This is a genomic window from Plantactinospora sp. DSM 117369 (assembly GCF_053764795.1).
In genome coordinates, this window is sequence record NZ_CM132446.1 from 4071076 (window position 1) to 4085032 (window position 13957).

9 protein-coding genes and 1 pseudogene are annotated in these 13957 nt (G+C 68.3%); 4 read left to right on the top strand and 6 right to left on the bottom strand.

Annotation, left to right across the window (positions count from 1 at the left end; genetic code table 11):
* Positions 1-519 precede the first annotated feature (519 nt).
* Positions 520-2946: a low temperature requirement protein A gene (locus ACSMXO_RS17710; protein WP_455418600.1), complete on the top strand. Its 2427-nt coding sequence runs from the start codon at positions 520-522 to the stop codon at positions 2944-2946.
* Positions 2947-3214: 268 nt separating this feature from the next.
* Here the strand turns inward: ACSMXO_RS17710 and ACSMXO_RS17715 are convergent, their stop codons facing one another.
* The 5 genes and pseudogenes from ACSMXO_RS17715 to ACSMXO_RS17735 form a co-directional block, all read right to left on the bottom strand.
* Positions 3215-3961 (bottom strand): MerR family transcriptional regulator, encoded by a 747-nt coding sequence (locus ACSMXO_RS17715; protein WP_455418601.1) that lies wholly within the window; start codon positions 3959-3961, stop codon positions 3215-3217.
* A gap of 13 nt (positions 3962-3974) precedes the next feature.
* On the bottom strand, positions 3975-5357 hold the full coding sequence (locus ACSMXO_RS17720) for a serine hydrolase domain-containing protein (protein WP_455418602.1): 1383 nt from the start codon (positions 5355-5357) through the stop codon (positions 3975-3977).
* Between the two features lie 553 nt (positions 5358-5910).
* A complete protein-coding gene (locus ACSMXO_RS17725) occupies positions 5911-6426 on the bottom strand; it encodes an AMP-binding protein (protein WP_455418603.1) in 516 nt (171 codons plus the stop codon).
* A gap of 209 nt (positions 6427-6635) precedes the next feature.
* Positions 6636-7628 (bottom strand): annotated as a pseudogene (locus ACSMXO_RS17730) (hypothetical protein); the annotation flags it as partial.
* A 58-nt stretch (positions 7629-7686) separates the two neighbouring features.
* The gene (locus ACSMXO_RS17735) at positions 7687-8712 is read right to left on the bottom strand and encodes a LacI family DNA-binding transcriptional regulator (RefSeq protein WP_455418604.1); all 1026 of its coding nucleotides are present in this window, start codon (positions 8710-8712) and stop codon (positions 7687-7689) included.
* A gap of 552 nt (positions 8713-9264) precedes the next feature.
* Between ACSMXO_RS17735 and ACSMXO_RS17740 the strand changes: the two genes are divergently transcribed.
* Genes ACSMXO_RS17740 through ACSMXO_RS17750 form a run of 3 tightly spaced genes read left to right on the top strand, consistent with a single transcriptional unit; the run spans position 9265 to position 12226 of the window.
* On the top strand, positions 9265-10452 hold the full coding sequence (locus ACSMXO_RS17740; protein WP_455418605.1) for an ABC transporter substrate-binding protein: 1188 nt from the start codon (positions 9265-9267) through the stop codon (positions 10450-10452).
* Positions 10449-11405 (top strand): carbohydrate ABC transporter permease, encoded by a 957-nt coding sequence (locus ACSMXO_RS17745; RefSeq protein ID WP_455418606.1) that lies wholly within the window; start codon positions 10449-10451, stop codon positions 11403-11405. The genes ACSMXO_RS17740 and ACSMXO_RS17745 overlap by 4 nt, the downstream gene beginning before the upstream one ends.
* Positions 11402-12226 carry a carbohydrate ABC transporter permease gene (locus ACSMXO_RS17750; RefSeq protein WP_455418607.1) on the top strand — a complete coding sequence of 275 codons (825 nt, stop codon included), beginning with the start codon at positions 11402-11404 and terminating at the stop codon, positions 12224-12226. The genes ACSMXO_RS17745 and ACSMXO_RS17750 overlap by 4 nt, the downstream gene beginning before the upstream one ends.
* 160 nt (positions 12227-12386) lie before the next feature.
* Here ACSMXO_RS17750 and ACSMXO_RS17755 read toward each other — a convergent pair whose 3' ends face one another.
* The gene (locus ACSMXO_RS17755) at positions 12387-13706 is read right to left on the bottom strand and encodes a hypothetical protein (RefSeq protein WP_455418608.1); all 1320 of its coding nucleotides are present in this window, start codon (positions 13704-13706) and stop codon (positions 12387-12389) included.
* Positions 13707-13957: the final 251 nt, after the last annotated feature.

The following is a 13957-nucleotide window of genomic DNA, read 5'->3' on the forward strand; positions in this document are numbered from 1 at the left end:
TTCGCTCGCCGAGCAGGCCGGACTCTTCCACGGCGGGCCGCAGCCACCGATGCCTGCTGGCCGAGCTCTGCCCGGCCTGCCAGCGCACCCCCGGTAGCCGGATCTCCGAACGATCCGGTGGCCCGGCTGGGTCATCCGGTTCCTGCCGCTGCGCGGCGCGCACACCGATGATCTGGCCGTCGACATCCCCAGCGCGCTGCTGATCCCCGGCAACCCGGCCAGCAACCTGCACGTCGCCGGCGAACTCGACCCTAGGCGGAACCACCTCAGCAGGCCCGGCATCGACGAGCCACTGATCTGGAACCCGCTGCATCGAATCTTGCCGGGCTTCACCTGACCGGGGCGAGAAGCGAGCCACATCGACATGTACGCGTTGCAGCAGTTGGTCATCGTCGGCGGGCGGGGTGGGTGTGCCGGTGATCTTGTTACCGGCATGAATGCCTGGTGTGGCTCGTCGAATCGCCTGCCGCTGATGCCGCTGGTTGGGACAGTAGGTGGGTGAGGGGTGGCAGTGGGGAGATGGCCTCGGATGGCGCGTTCGGGTCCGGTGGACGGGTCGAGGCCGCGAAGCATGGCGGGGTGACGCGCTCGGAGTTCTTCCTCGATCTGGTCTTCGTGTTCGCCTTCTTCAACGTCACCCATCTGATGTCGCAACGATCAGCCACGGAGGCGTTGCTTCACGGAGGGTTGGTGGTGCTGCTCCTGTGGCGCAGTTGGGTCGGGTACGCCTGGGTCGGGAACCTGGTCCGGCTCGACCGCAACGGGCTGCCGGTCGTCGTGTTCGCGACGGCTACCACGATTCTGCTCGTGGCGGTCGCGATTCCGGAGGTGTTCATCGGTCATTCTTCTGGCTTGACCGGCCCCCTCGTGTTCGTCGTCGGCTTCCTGGCGGCCCGCGTCGTATCCATATTGATCATCTCTGCTGCGAGACGAGGCGCGCAGAGATCGTCCGCTGCGGCCCGACGCGCATGGCTGCCGCTGGCCGGTAGCCTGCCGCTACTGCTGTCTGCCGTCTTGCTGCCCGCTCACCTGCCGCCCGGACGGGGCGCGGAGATTCTTCAGCTTCTGCTTTTCGCGGTCGCGATCGTCATCGACTATCTGGGGCTGCGGGCGCCGGGAGTCGGGACGTGGCAGGTGACGTCGGCTCGGCACTGGGCCGAGCGGCACAACCTGATAATGCTGATCGCGCTCGGCGAGACGATCATCTCGATCGGAACGAGTCGAGGACTCGTCGGCGACGATCCCATTACCGGATCGGTGCTCGCCGGGTCGGTGCTCGCTCTTGTCGTGGTGGTGTTCCTGTGGTGGGCGTACTTCGACATCGCGGCGCCCGCCGGGGAGGTCGCGTTGAAGTCCACCCCACGGCGCGAACGGTCACGTCGGGCCCGAGATGCCTACACGCTGTTGCATCTGCCGATGGTCGCCGGGCTCATCCTGGTGGCGTTCGGGTTCAAGAAGGCGCTGGGCGGAACGCCGGCCGGTCACACCGAGCGGTGGGGCGTGACGGACCTGATGGCCCTCTACGGCGGCGTGGTCCTGTACCTGATCGGGTTGGTGGCGTTCGAGTGGCGCACCGTCCGGCGGATCGGTCGCGGACCCGTGTTCGGTCTTGTCCTCGTGGCGGTGCTGGCGGCACCGGCTCGCTACCTGACAGCGCTGGAGTCGCTCACACTCCTGGCCGTCGCTCTGTTCTGTGTGGTGGTCGCCCATCTGACAGTGCTACGACACCGGCACCGCGAGCTACATCGCGCCGTCGCGCCGACAGTCGGTCGGGAGGTCGACGCCACCCCAGAGGAACTCTTCCTGGATCTGGTCTTCGTGTACGCATTCCTCCAGGTCACCGTGCTGATGACCCGACATCCGTCGGTGCCCGGAGTGATCCTGGGACTGGCCGTCCTGGCGCTGCTGTGGTGGTCGTGGGTCAACTACACCTGGCTCACCACGACGATCCGCGGTCCGGAGAACAACCTGCGACTGCGTCTGGTCGTACTGGCCGCGGTGGCGCTGATCCTCACGCTCGGCGTCGCCGCACCCCAGACGTTCAGCCACGTGTCCGGAGGATTGCCCGCGCCGCTGATCGTCGTCACCTCGTACGGGGCGGTGCGCCTGCTCCACCTGGCGTCGTTTTGGTGGGTGCTCCGCCATGACGTCGCCCTCCGTGCCATCGTCGTTCGCGCGGCCGTACCGACCGGAGTAGGGATCGCCCTGCTGCTGTCGGCAGTGTCGATCGCCCTGGCCACCGGCGACCCGCTCACACCTTTCACCGCAGTGTGCTGGGCCGCCGCCATCGCCATCGACGTGGGCGGCGGATACCTCATCGGATCCCGCAGCTGGCGACTGCGCTCCGTCAGCCGATGGATGGGCCGCTACAACCTGATAATTCTCATCGCGCTCGGCCAGGCCGTCATCTCTACCGGTATCGCCGCCAGCGGCCCGCACATCTCGATACCCACATTCGTCGCGGTCGCGCTCAGCGCCACCCTGTTGTCCGCGATGTGGTGGACCTACGTCGGCACCGACATCGTCATCGGCCAGCGGTTCACCGAACTCGCCCAAAGTCACCAAAGAGGTGCGTTAGCCCGAGACGCCTACGCATACCTCCATCTGTTCCTTGTCATCGGCCTCGTTCTGGTCGCCTTCGGGTTGCGCACGACCTTGCCGCAGCAGGGACGGAACTCCGCCTCGCTCGCCATGTTCGGACAGGCCACCCTCACCTGCGGAATCATCGTCTACCTCTTGGCCGACCATTTCGTCTGGCAGCGCGCCCGCCGCCGGATCGCTCGCCGACGTGCGGCGAACCTGGTCGTCGCCGCGCTCGCCCCGGCAACCGTACTTCTGCCGATTCTGTGGGCGTTGGCCGCGCTCGCGTCGGCGCTGTTCGCCGCGCACCTGCTCGGACGCACGGCAACCCCACCGCTGGACACGGTACTCGACCATCGGACATGAAGAAGGGTTCTAACGACTTCTGGGAGTGAGCCGGAGTAATGGTCGAGACCTGCGGATCGGCGTGACTCAAGCCGGTCGAGCAGCTTCAACGGCATTCCGATACTGCTCCTCGGATCCGGTCACCAGCCCTCGAGCGTACGCCGCGACGCCCAGGCCCGTGGCGGTGCCGCTGGTTTCTGCCGTGAGTCGTGGACGGTGGGCCTCGGCAGCATTGCCTCCTGAGGGGCATTCCAGGGGGCTATCGTGACCCCATACCCTGGTGCCGGATTCAAGGGGCTTCCTTCGCCAGTTCGGCGATCCGGGCCCAGGCCGGTGAGGCAGCGCCGGCCGCCGCGCCGGCCAGCCGGGTGATTGTCGGGTTGGGCGGCGGTCCGGCTTCGGCTTCTTCTCCGGCGTACCAGCGCCGGGTGCGTTCGGCCAGCGCGGGGAGGCGCGGATCGTCCGGTGACCAGTCGAAGGCGGCGTCGTAGTCGAGATACAGCGCGGCGAACTCGGGATCGGTGATCGCCGCCACTTTGTCGGCGATCCAGGCCGCCGCCTGCTGCGGCGCCACCGACTGGAGCAGGATCCACAGGTCGCGCTCGAGTAGTACGCTGCGCTCGCTGACCCCTATCTGGCGTAGCCGCTCCAGATAGCCGGCGACCTCTGCCGAGACGAACAAGCGGTCCCCGCTGTGGAGTTGAGCGATTCGCTGCCGGATCCGGCGGATCTCCTCGGCTCGCTTCCGCAGATTCCGGTCGATCTCGTCGAGGGCCGCGGCGAACCGCTCCGGGCCGGCCCCGAGTAGTTCCTTGATCCGGGCCAGCGGCACCCCGGCCTCAACCAGTGTCCTGATCTTGACGAGCTGGATCGCGTGCTCGGCGTCGTACCTCCGGTAACCAGATGAGTCGCGTGGCGGCTCGGGCAGCAGGCCCCGGTCGTGGTAGACCCGTACCGCCTTGATCGTCACGCCGGCGTAGTCGGCGAGCTGGCCGATGGTGAGCAGGTGCCGCTCGCCGGCCAGCTCATCGCTCATGCACCGCATCGTGTCAGACGGACGAACGCCGGGACATCCGACCGCCGGCGCACCGGTACGCCGCCCCACCGTGGTAGGACACCAGATAGTGCGACGGCAGCCCCTCCAGCGGGAGCCCAGCCGGGGCGAAGAGATCCTTCCCGACCGGCACGTAACGCAGCGGCGGCGCCGTGAACGAGCCACCAACAAAGCCGGTGAAGATCCGCTCCTGCACCTCGTCTGCCGGCTCGTAGGTCACCTGCTCCTCCAGCCCGCCGTCCACAACGCGTACGTCGACCCGGAGCTGGTTCGAGCGGTACGTCCCCGCGTACGGCTGAAGATCGATCGCCTCGGGCGCGTAGGCCGGCGTCGGCACCGTGCCGAACAGCCCGGCGAGCCAGCGCAGCAACTCGTCGTGCAGCGCAAGCGCCCGCGGATCGTTGCCGTACGCGGCGAACACCAGGTCGTGCTCCGGCATGACGACCAACAGCGCCACCCCGCCGGGCGAGGCCCCGGACATGCTCAGCACTGTCGTGCCGCCGAGTGAGTGCACCAGCCAGCCGAGGCCAACGGGCGAGGTGTTCGGCGTACCCGGATCGTGCGTGACCGACTGCATGCGTGCGACCGACCTCGCCGAGAGCACCCGCGTGCCCGACGGCGCCAAGCCGTCGCCGAGATGGACCCGCCCGAAGGCGAGCAGGTCGTCGATGGTGCCGATCGGCGTACCGCCCGCCGGTCCCCACGTCTGCGGCAGCATGAACATGCTGGTCGGCCGGATGCCACCGCTGGTCGGATCGGGGAAGTGCCCGATCGCGGTGGAGCGCAGGATGGCCCGCTCGGCGGAGGTGCAGGCACCGGCCATCCCCGCGGCCGCGAAGACGTCACGCTCGAGCAGTTCGGGGTACGGCCGGCCGGTCACCACTTCTAGCAGCCGGCCGGCGACGATCATGCCGCCGTTGGAGTAGCTGATGTATTCGCCCGGCTCGAAGAGAACGCCACACTCGCGGCCGAGCCGCTCAAGGTAGATCTTGAGGGCGTCGCGGCCGACCGCGTCGGGAAAGAACAGGTCGGCGTCGATGCCGCTGGTGTGGGTGACGAGGTGGCGGACGCGGATCTTCTCGGCCGCGTCGGGTGTAGCGAGCCGGAACTCCGGCAGGTAGTCAACGACCGGCGCGTCGAGGCTGAGAGCGCCCCGCTCGACCTGCTGAAGCACCAGCGTCGTTGTCATGATTTTGGTGATGGACCCGAACAGGAAATTGGTGTCCTCGCTCATCGGCACTCCGGTGGCGGCGTTCGCCACACCGTGAGCGACCACGGCCTGCTCTCCGGCGTGATAGATGCCGGCGAGGAATCCGGGAACCTGGGTCGCCTCGCAAAAATTGGCGGCCCGCTTGCTGATGTGTGCGATCTCGTTCATGTCATCGATCCTCGAACCCTGCCCCTGGGGCAAGGTCAAGCCCCATCTACCGGGCGATGCTCGCCGCCTCCCGCAAGCACAACCGCCGGCTGGCCTCCGAGGTGATCGGCGAACTCGTCGTCACTTCCCGGACCCGCCACACCCCGGCCTCAACACCCCCCGCCGCGACCACTTGGCACAGCGGGGTGCCAGAGGTGCGCACCCGATCAGGCCAGGGCGACGGGGCGCTACCCGCCGGCCGCCAACGCGAGGAGCCGTACCCGTGCGACCGCCACGACAGCGTTTTGGGCGCTACCGCGATTCCCACCGGCAAGGGCTGGCCTCTCCCACCGGTAAGGCTGTCTTGCCGCCGTGTCGACGCCTTGATCCCGCGCCTTAGCGTGGCAAGGTGCAGCACCCCGAGTGACACCGCCGTCCGAGATGAGCCGCCGGCTCACGTTCCTGTTCGCGGTTGCGGCGGGAGCGGCCATCGGGAACATGTACTGGGCGCAGCCGCTGCTCGGCTTTATCGCAGGCGATCTACGCGCCACGACCGCGACGGCCGGTTGGCTCGTCACCGCGACGCAGGTCGGGTACGTCGTCGGTGTGCTACTGCCCGTGCCGCTCGGCGACGTCGTCGACCGCCGCCGGTTCGTCCCGGTGATGCTGCTGACGTCGGCCGCCGCGCGCCGGCCGGCAGCGGACCCGTTCCGGCCACCACCAGCCGTGGCGGACGGCGTCCCGCGGTCACTCGGGCGACCTGTCCGAGGCGTCGTTCGTCGATCACCAGGACCGCCGGTGCGCAGTCGGCGAGCAGGGCCGCCAGCTCGCCCTCGGTGCAGTGTGGATTGAGTGGGACGCCGACAGCCGTGGCCCGGACCGCCGCGAAGAGCACCTCCACCAGGTCGACACCGCTGTCGAGGCAGAACGCCACCCGGGCGCCACGTTCGATGCCGAGACCGGCGCCGAGACGCGCCGTACGCCGCTTCAACTCGCCCCACGTCACGGCGCGCCGGTCGTCTGCGTACGCCGTCCGGTCTCCGTACCGCCGGGCGTTGTCCCGCAACAACAGCGGGATCGGCTTGATCACGTCCCGCTCGCCGGTCGGCGTGTCCCTTTGCCCTTCGACGTCCCAGACACCCCGTATAGTCCTGATCCTCGCATTTGGACGCCAGGGCCGACAGCACAGTGCCGCCGAGGTCGGTGACGGCCTCCCCGATGATGGTGATCGCTGCCGCGCTCGCGGCGCGCCTCTCGGTGCGGACGGCTACGGCCTCGTGCGCCGGGCGGTACGGAAGGTCACCCGCCCCCGCCGGACCGGCTCATCCGATCGGGCATACGCCTCTCGTCCGGTCTGTCTTCGACCAGCTCGCCGGTGGCGTGATGGCGGACGGGTATCGGATCGATGAGTTCGCCGACGAACTCGCCGTTGACGTGGTCGACGAAGCCGATGAGAGCCCATCCTCCGTCGAGGTCGGGGACCAGCCGGGGGGCGTACAGGTGTGGGTGCGGAAACGGTTGTGCTGACGCGATGTCCCAGGGGCCGTTGATGGTGGGGCCGGTGGCGGTCCAGATTCGGTGCTCGCCGCGCTCCGCGGTTGCCACCGCGTTGGTGCAGAACAGCAGGAGGGGCTGGCCGTCGACGACCGCGACCTGGGGAACCTCGAGGTGCCCGAATCCGGCTGGGGCGGACAGCGGCGGCTGGACGGTCCAGTTGACCAGGTCATCGGAGGTCGCGTGGCCGATGACGCCGCGCTCGGCCGCCGTCCCGTGGTTGGCCCGGGCGGTGATGAGCATGTGCCAGCCGGTGCCGGTGGGGTCGGGGAAGACCCAGGGATCGCGCCAGGCCTGTTCGTACCACTGGCTCGGGTCGAGGAGTTCGTACCAGGTCGGGTCGGCCTCGACGAGGGGAGCCGTGCCGTGCCGGTGCCAGGTGGTCATGTCGTCGGAGACGGCCAGGCCGATGCGTTGGACCAGCCCATCCTCGGCGCGGCTGACCCCGGTGTAGAACAGGTACCACCGGCCGTCCGGTCCCCGTACGGTGCTTCCGGTCCAGGTGGCCAGGTCGTCCCAAGCAGGTGCGTCGGCGGGGACGAGCGCGTCGGCGACCAGGCGCCATGATCGCAGGTCGGTGGAGATGGCGTGGCCGATGGCGGCGCGCAGGTGGCGGCGGTGTGGGTCGAGCAGGGCACGGGAGGCGCGCAGGAAGAACGCGTGCCGCAGCCCAGCGTCGTCCTGCACGTACCAGCTGTCCCACACCCAGTGGTCTGGCAGACGTAGCATGGCCGGAAAGTTAGCAGATAAATCGGTTTAGCTAGAGAGCGCCGTGGCTCGGCCCGGTGCGTACGGCTTACGACGCGGGCGCGGCGATGGAGCCGCGTCGGCGCAGCGGCATGGGGACGAGGATCGGTTCCGTGGTACGGCCGTCGAGGAGGATTTCCACCGCGCGGCGCCCCATCTGTTCGTGTGGCAGGGCGGCGGTGGACAGGCCGGGGCGCAGCCAGGTGGCGATGGGGTCGTCGTCGAAGGAGACGACGGAGATGTCGGTGGGAACGGCCAGCCCGGCCTCGCCGAGTGCCTGGTAGGCGCCGAAGGCCAGCCGGTCGTTCATGCAGATCACCGCGCTCGGGCGTGTCGGCTTGCTCAGGAGACCGCGCATGGCGGCATAGCCGTGTTCGGGTAGCCAGTCGGTGCAGAATGCCTCGGCGAGCAGGGTGGCGCCGGCGGCCGACAGGGTGTCCCGGATTCCGCGCAGGCGCGCCCGCGCGGCGAGGGAGACCTCGGGGTCACGCTCCTTGAGCCGGGCACGGCCGATGAGCGCGATCCGGTCACGGTGGCCCTGTTCGAGAAGTGCGGTGGTGACGGTTCGACCGGCTCGCTCGTCGTCGGGCAGCACGCAGGGCAGGGTCTCCGGGCTGGTGGCGTTGAGCAGCACCACGGGACCGCTCCCGATGGCCGGCGGCACTGCCAGCCGTCGGGTCGCCATCGCCGCGTAGATGACCCCGTCGACCTGGCGGTCGAGCATCGCCTCGATGGCGTACTGCTCGAACGCCGCATCGCCTTGCGTCTCGGCGATGAGCAGCACGTGGTCGCGTTCGCGGGCTGCGTCCAGCGCGCCGCGGATGAGGCCGCCGGCGAACCGGGTGGTGGCGACGATGTCGGAGACGAACGCGATGGTGGCCGTCTTGCGGGTACGCAGGCTGCGCGCGGCGACGTTGGGCCGGTAGCCGAGCTCCTCCGCGGCCGCGAAGACGCGCTGGTGCGCTTCGGCGGAGAGTCGGGTGCCCTCCCGCCCGTTGAGCACCATCGACGCGGCGGTCTTGGACAGCCCGGCGCGCCGCGCGACATCGGCCAGGGTTGCTCTGGTGCGGCCCATCGGTCCTCCGATCGAGGCGGTTGATCCGACACCGCCCCCGCCCATCATGCTGCGTCGGCGGACGGTGTCCAGTGTCGGCCGTCGGCCCGGTTGTCTGAACCAGCGGCTCCGAGCCGTTGCGGCTTGTCCTTGACAGCTCCGCGCCCCGCGTCCATGCTCTGCTAAATCAGTTTAGCTCAGGTTGTGCTCCAGGGGAGGCACCCCACGCTCCCTCACCTGGAGAGAGGACATGGTTGGTACTGCGCGCCTGGGTCACGGTCTCGCTCGCGACGTGAACCAGATGGCGGCCCCTCAAGCTGTCGTCGCGGGTCCGATGGAACTTGCCACGACAACCGCTGGCCGGCGAGGCGCGCGCGGAGGAGTCAAGGAGCCGTAGGAATGTACGGATTTTCGACGAAGTACTCGCGGCGCAGGCTGGTGTTGCTTGCTTCGCTACTGACTGCCGCTGTGACGGCTACTGCTTGTGGTGCTCCTGGCGCAGATCAGGAATCCTCGGGTGATTCCGCCGCACCGGTCCGCACCGAGCTGGGAACCGAGCCGATCACTCTGGAGATGTACGCGGAGACCGGCTTCCCACTGGCGAAGGCGCTGGCCGACGAGTTCACCAAGCAGCACCCGAACGTGACGTTCAACGTCCGGGAGGACCAGTTCACGGTGATCGTGGAGAACGCCCCCCGGGTGCTGGCCTCGGACAAGGCGCCGGACATCATTCGGCTGCCCACCATGGTCGACCTGGTCAAGGACGGGCTGCTGAAGAATCTGGACCCCTACTTCACCGCGTACGGCTGGGATGCGTTCCCTGCCTCGCAGCTTGTGCAGTTGCGTGTCGCCGAGGGAGGTCGTCCGCGCGGCACCGGTTCGCTGTACGGGATGGGACTCGGCTACAGCGTGACCGGAGTGTTCTACAACAAGACCCTGGCCGAGCGGGTCGGCATGACCCAGCCGCCGGCCACCATCGCCGAGTTCGAGGAGCTGCTGGCCAAGGCCAAGACCGCCGGTGTGCAACCGATCATGCAGTTCAACAAGAACACCGCCGGAATCAACTTCCCCCACCAGGCGCTGCAGAACCAGTTCGGGGACCCCGCCCAGATCGCCGACTGGATCTTCCAGAAGCCGGGCGCGACGTTTGACACGCCGGCCGCGCTGAAAGCCACCCAGGGCATCCAACGGTGGGCGCGGGCCGGGTACTTCCCGAAGGACGCGAACGCCCTGGACTACACCGCGATGATGGGTGAGTTCCAGAAGGGCAACGGCCTGTTCATGTTCAACGGTGACTGGGAGTCGGGCAACCTCGACAAGTCGATGAGCGGGAACGTGGGCTTCTTCCTGTTCCCCACCGAGTCCGGCGGTGGCAAGCACGTGGCGATGTCCGCGCCCAACACCTTCGGCGTCGGCGCGAAGGCCAAGAACCCGGACGCCGCCGCCTTCTTCCTCAACTGGGTCCACACCAACGCCAAGGCCCGGGAGATCTCGGTGACCGTCGGCGGCTCCCACCCTGGCGGCCCGTCCGGCCTGGCTGTCCCGGCCGTTGCCGAGGGAAGCGTGTTGGCCCAGACGCTCAAGGCGTCGCAGCAACTCGGGGCGGAGAACGGGGCGGTGGATTTCACCGCGAACGCCACCGGTGGCATCTTCGCGGCGGCGATCACCCCCGAGATGCAGAAGCTGGTGGCCGGCCAGCAGACCCCGGAGGGGTACGTGAAGGCGGTCCAGGCCGAGTACGAGAAGGAACTGTCCCGATGACGTCTGCCGCTGGCAGCGCCCGGACCAGTCGGGCGGGGTTGTCGGACCGCCCGTCGCTCGTGCGGCCCCACCGACGTCGGTGGGGCCGCACGGCCCGGTGGAGCGGCTGGCTGTACGTGCTGCCCGCCATGATCATGTACGCCGTCTTCGTCCTGCGCCCCCTCGCGTTGACATTCCAGTACTCGCTCTACCACTGGAACGGTATCGGCGTGGCCCGGTGGGCGGGCCTGGACAACTACCTCACGGTGTTCACTGACAGTGATCTGTTGAAGATCATCTCGAACGCATTCGTTCTGATCATCTTCTTCAGCCTCGTCCCGGTCACGCTCGGCCTGCTGGTCGCCAGCCTCGTCCGACGGATCAGTGCGGGCCCGTTCGGCACCGCCGTGCGTACCATCCTGTTCCTGCCGCAGGTGATCCCCCTGGTAGCGGCCGGTATCGCGTGGAGCTGGCTGCTGTCGTCGAACGGCCTGGTCAACCAGGCGCTCCGCGCGGTCGGCCTGGGCGGGCTCGCCCGCGCCTGGCTCGGCGACTTCGACACGGCGTTGCCCGCTGTCGGGGTCATCGGCGCATGGGTCCTGCTCGGCCTCTGCACGATCCTGATGGTTACCGGTATGAGCAAGATCGACCCAGCGCTGTACGAAGCGGCCCGCATCGACGGCGCCGGACCGGTACGCGAGTTCCTCGCCGTCACGCTGCCCGGCCTGCGACACGAGATCGGGGTGTGCCTCACCGTGACCGTGATCGCGGCCCTGGCCAGCTTCGACATCGTCTACATCTCCACCAGTGGCGGCCCGGGCCTGCAAACCACCGTGCCGGGTCTGGAGATCTACCGGCTCGCGTTCTCTCAGCGCCAGGTCGGGCTCGCCTCGGCGCTGGCCGTCGTGCTCATGATGCTGGTGCTGGCGTGTGTACTGCCGATCCAGCGGTTGACTCGGGAGGACAAGGGATGAACCTGAGTCGACGCGAGTGGCTGACCGGTCGCGTCTTCCTGATCGCGCTGGTCCTCGTCACACTCCTGCCGTTCGTGAGCATGCTGTCGGCGGCGTTGCAGCCCCGCGGCACGGTACCCAACGGGCTGGCGTGGCCGTCGGATCCGCAGTGGGGGAACTTCGTCGACGCGTTCACCGTCGCGAACATGGCCGCGCTGCTGCGCTCCAGCCTGCTGATCGTGGTCGGGGTCGTACCGATCTCCGTGGTGATCGCCACCATGGCCGGGTTCGGGCTCGGTCAGCTCCGGGTCCCCGGCGGCAGGTTCGCCTTCGGTCTCCTCCTGCTCGGCCTGACCCTTCCCTTCGAAGCGGTGATCACCCCGATCTACTACCAGATGCGAGACCTCGGCCTGCTCAACACGCGTTGGGCGATCATTCTGCCGCTCATCGCGCTCTACATGCCGTTCGCGGTGTTCTGGATGCGGGCGCACTTCAGCAACGTGCCGACCGAACTCTCCGAGGCGGCACGGATGGACGGCAGCAGCACCTGGCAACTGTTCTGGCGGATCCAGGTGCCGCTCGCGCGGCCGGCGATCGCGTCCCTGACGATCCTGTTGTTCCTGTGGACCTGGAACCAGTTCCTGCTCGCCATCGTGCTCGTCGACGACGCCACCAAACGTACCATGGCCGGTGCCCTCGGCGCGTTCCAGGGCCAGTGGGGCACCGACCTGGTGCTGCTGTGCGCCGGATCGCTGCTCATCCTCACCCCGACCCTCATCGTGTTCCTGATCTTCCAGCGCCAGTTCATCAAGGCGCTGCTCCAGGGATCCGTGAAGGGATAGCCGTTGACGACACGTCCGCGGCTCCGCGGCGACGTCAGGACGGCTTCGGTCGGGTGGCGGACGTGCTCGTCGACAACTTCACAGATCGGCTTTGGGTGCCCGTCGTGTTTGCACCGGCGAGTGGCCCGTCCTCGGCAGAGCAGGACGGGCCGACCGGGTACTACGCCGACGGTTTCGTCTGGCCCAGCAGCCAGCGTAGGATCCCGCGATCCTCGTACGTCGGTCCGAACGCCGCGTGGTAGTCCGGCAGCGAGAAGGCCTCGTCCTCGTACTCGGTGTAGCGCACGAGAGCGGCCGCCTGCTCCGGGGTCTTCCCCCGCCCCGTGTACGCGTCGCGCAACGCCGCGGCAGAGTTGCGCGCTCCCGAGACGTTGAGCAGGTGGTCGTGGACGCCGTGCGTGATCCAGAGCGGAATCTCGGCGTTCGCGATCGCGGCCGCCTGCTCCGCGCTGACCTGAAAACCACCGGTGAGCAAGCCGGCGGCGAACAGCTCCGGACGTTTCGCGAATGCCTCCCACAGCAGTCTGGAGCCGTAGGAGACGGTCGTCGCGTACACCCGTCGGGTGTCCACGCCGAAGTCGCGGACGAACTGGTCGAGCAGCTTGACCAGCAGGTCGGCCTCGGTAGCGGCACCGACCCGCTGGTTCTGCGGAGCCAGGACGATCACGTCCTCACTGCTGCCGGTCCAGCTCGGCTGTAGCCACGCGGTCGCGGGGATGTCGGCGGCGATCTGGACTCCCAGGTTGTCTCCGTCCCAGCCCATGCCGTGACCGGGCAGGACAACGACGAGTGGATATCTTCTGCCGGCCTGGTAGTCCTTCGGCAGGTGGTAGTGGTAGGGCAGCACCATCCCGCCGCTCAGGAACGAGCCGTACGTGAACTCGTCGACGAGTAGGTTGACCGGCTTCCCGGTGACGCCGAGAGAGCGGTGCGGCGCGGCTTTGGCGAGCACCGGACCCTTACCCGACCCGTGCCCCGGTTGGCCGTGGACGTCCTTCCGCTGCACCACCCGAGTCGGGAGTTCAGGATTCACCTTCACGGTACAGAGGAAGGTCGGGCACTTGGAGACGATGACCGTCCAGCCGCCGGGGTCGGCGGGATTCAGCTCGACGATGACGTACCTGCCCGGCACCGATCGGCGGTCCGGGCGGGTCGTCGGTGCGCTGTTGGTGTAGGTGTGGGTTACGGTCCGGTCGGCCAGCTTCGGGAGGTCCTCGATGGGGTTGAACCGGAAGTTGTAGATCGTGTCCGACACTCCGAACGTCGTCTTGTCCACCGTGCGTGGGTTGACCGTCGCGCCGTACTCGACCGCCACCGCGGACACCTTCTGCCCGTATGTGTAGACCGTGGTGATCGGCGTGACGCTCCGGACACCCTTCTCCGAGGTGCTCGGGTCACCCAGGCTTCCGTACGCCGTACCCGTAGCGGCGAGCGTCAGCACGGAGACGAGCGTGCCGACCACCCCTTTTCGTAGCTTCATCCAGATCCCTTCCTCCCGGACGCGGCCGCCCGGCCAGCGCAGCCGGCCCGAACACACCGCCCGCGCCCGGCGGCTGTCCGGAAAGCGTTCGGCTAAATTGATTTAGCAGGAGAATGCGCCCCGCCCAATGCCATGTCAAGACGTAGGGACGGCATGGTCCTGAAACCTGGGATTCATTCCGGCCGTCGGCCTGTTCTCCGGTCGGGGGAGCGATGGCTGGTCGCGTTCGGCCGGCGAGACCGCGGCGCCCG

What these genes read in the sequence shown, in the direction of transcription:
- ACSMXO_RS17720 (WP_455418602.1), bottom strand. Translation starts at nt 5,357, where the DNA reads ATGAACGAGATCGCACACATCAGCAAGCGGGCCGCCAATTTTTGCGAG.
- ACSMXO_RS17755 (WP_455418608.1), bottom strand. Translation starts at nt 13,706, where the DNA reads ATGAAGCTACGAAAAGGGGTGGTCGGCACGCTCGTCTCCGTGCTGACG.
- ACSMXO_RS17715 (WP_455418601.1), bottom strand. Translation starts at nt 3,961, where the DNA reads ATGAGCGATGAGCTGGCCGGCGAGCGGCACCTGCTCACCATCGGCCAG.
- ACSMXO_RS17710 (WP_455418600.1), top strand. Translation starts at nt 520, where the DNA reads ATGGCCTCGGATGGCGCGTTCGGGTCCGGTGGACGGGTCGAGGCCGCG.
- ACSMXO_RS17750 (WP_455418607.1), top strand. Translation starts at nt 11,402, where the DNA reads ATGAACCTGAGTCGACGCGAGTGGCTGACCGGTCGCGTCTTCCTGATC.
- ACSMXO_RS17745 (WP_455418606.1), top strand. Translation starts at nt 10,449, where the DNA reads ATGACGTCTGCCGCTGGCAGCGCCCGGACCAGTCGGGCGGGGTTGTCG.
- ACSMXO_RS17735 (WP_455418604.1), bottom strand. Translation starts at nt 8,712, where the DNA reads ATGGGCCGCACCAGAGCAACCCTGGCCGATGTCGCGCGGCGCGCCGGG.
- ACSMXO_RS17740 (WP_455418605.1), top strand. Translation starts at nt 9,265, where the DNA reads ATGTACGCGGAGACCGGCTTCCCACTGGCGAAGGCGCTGGCCGACGAG.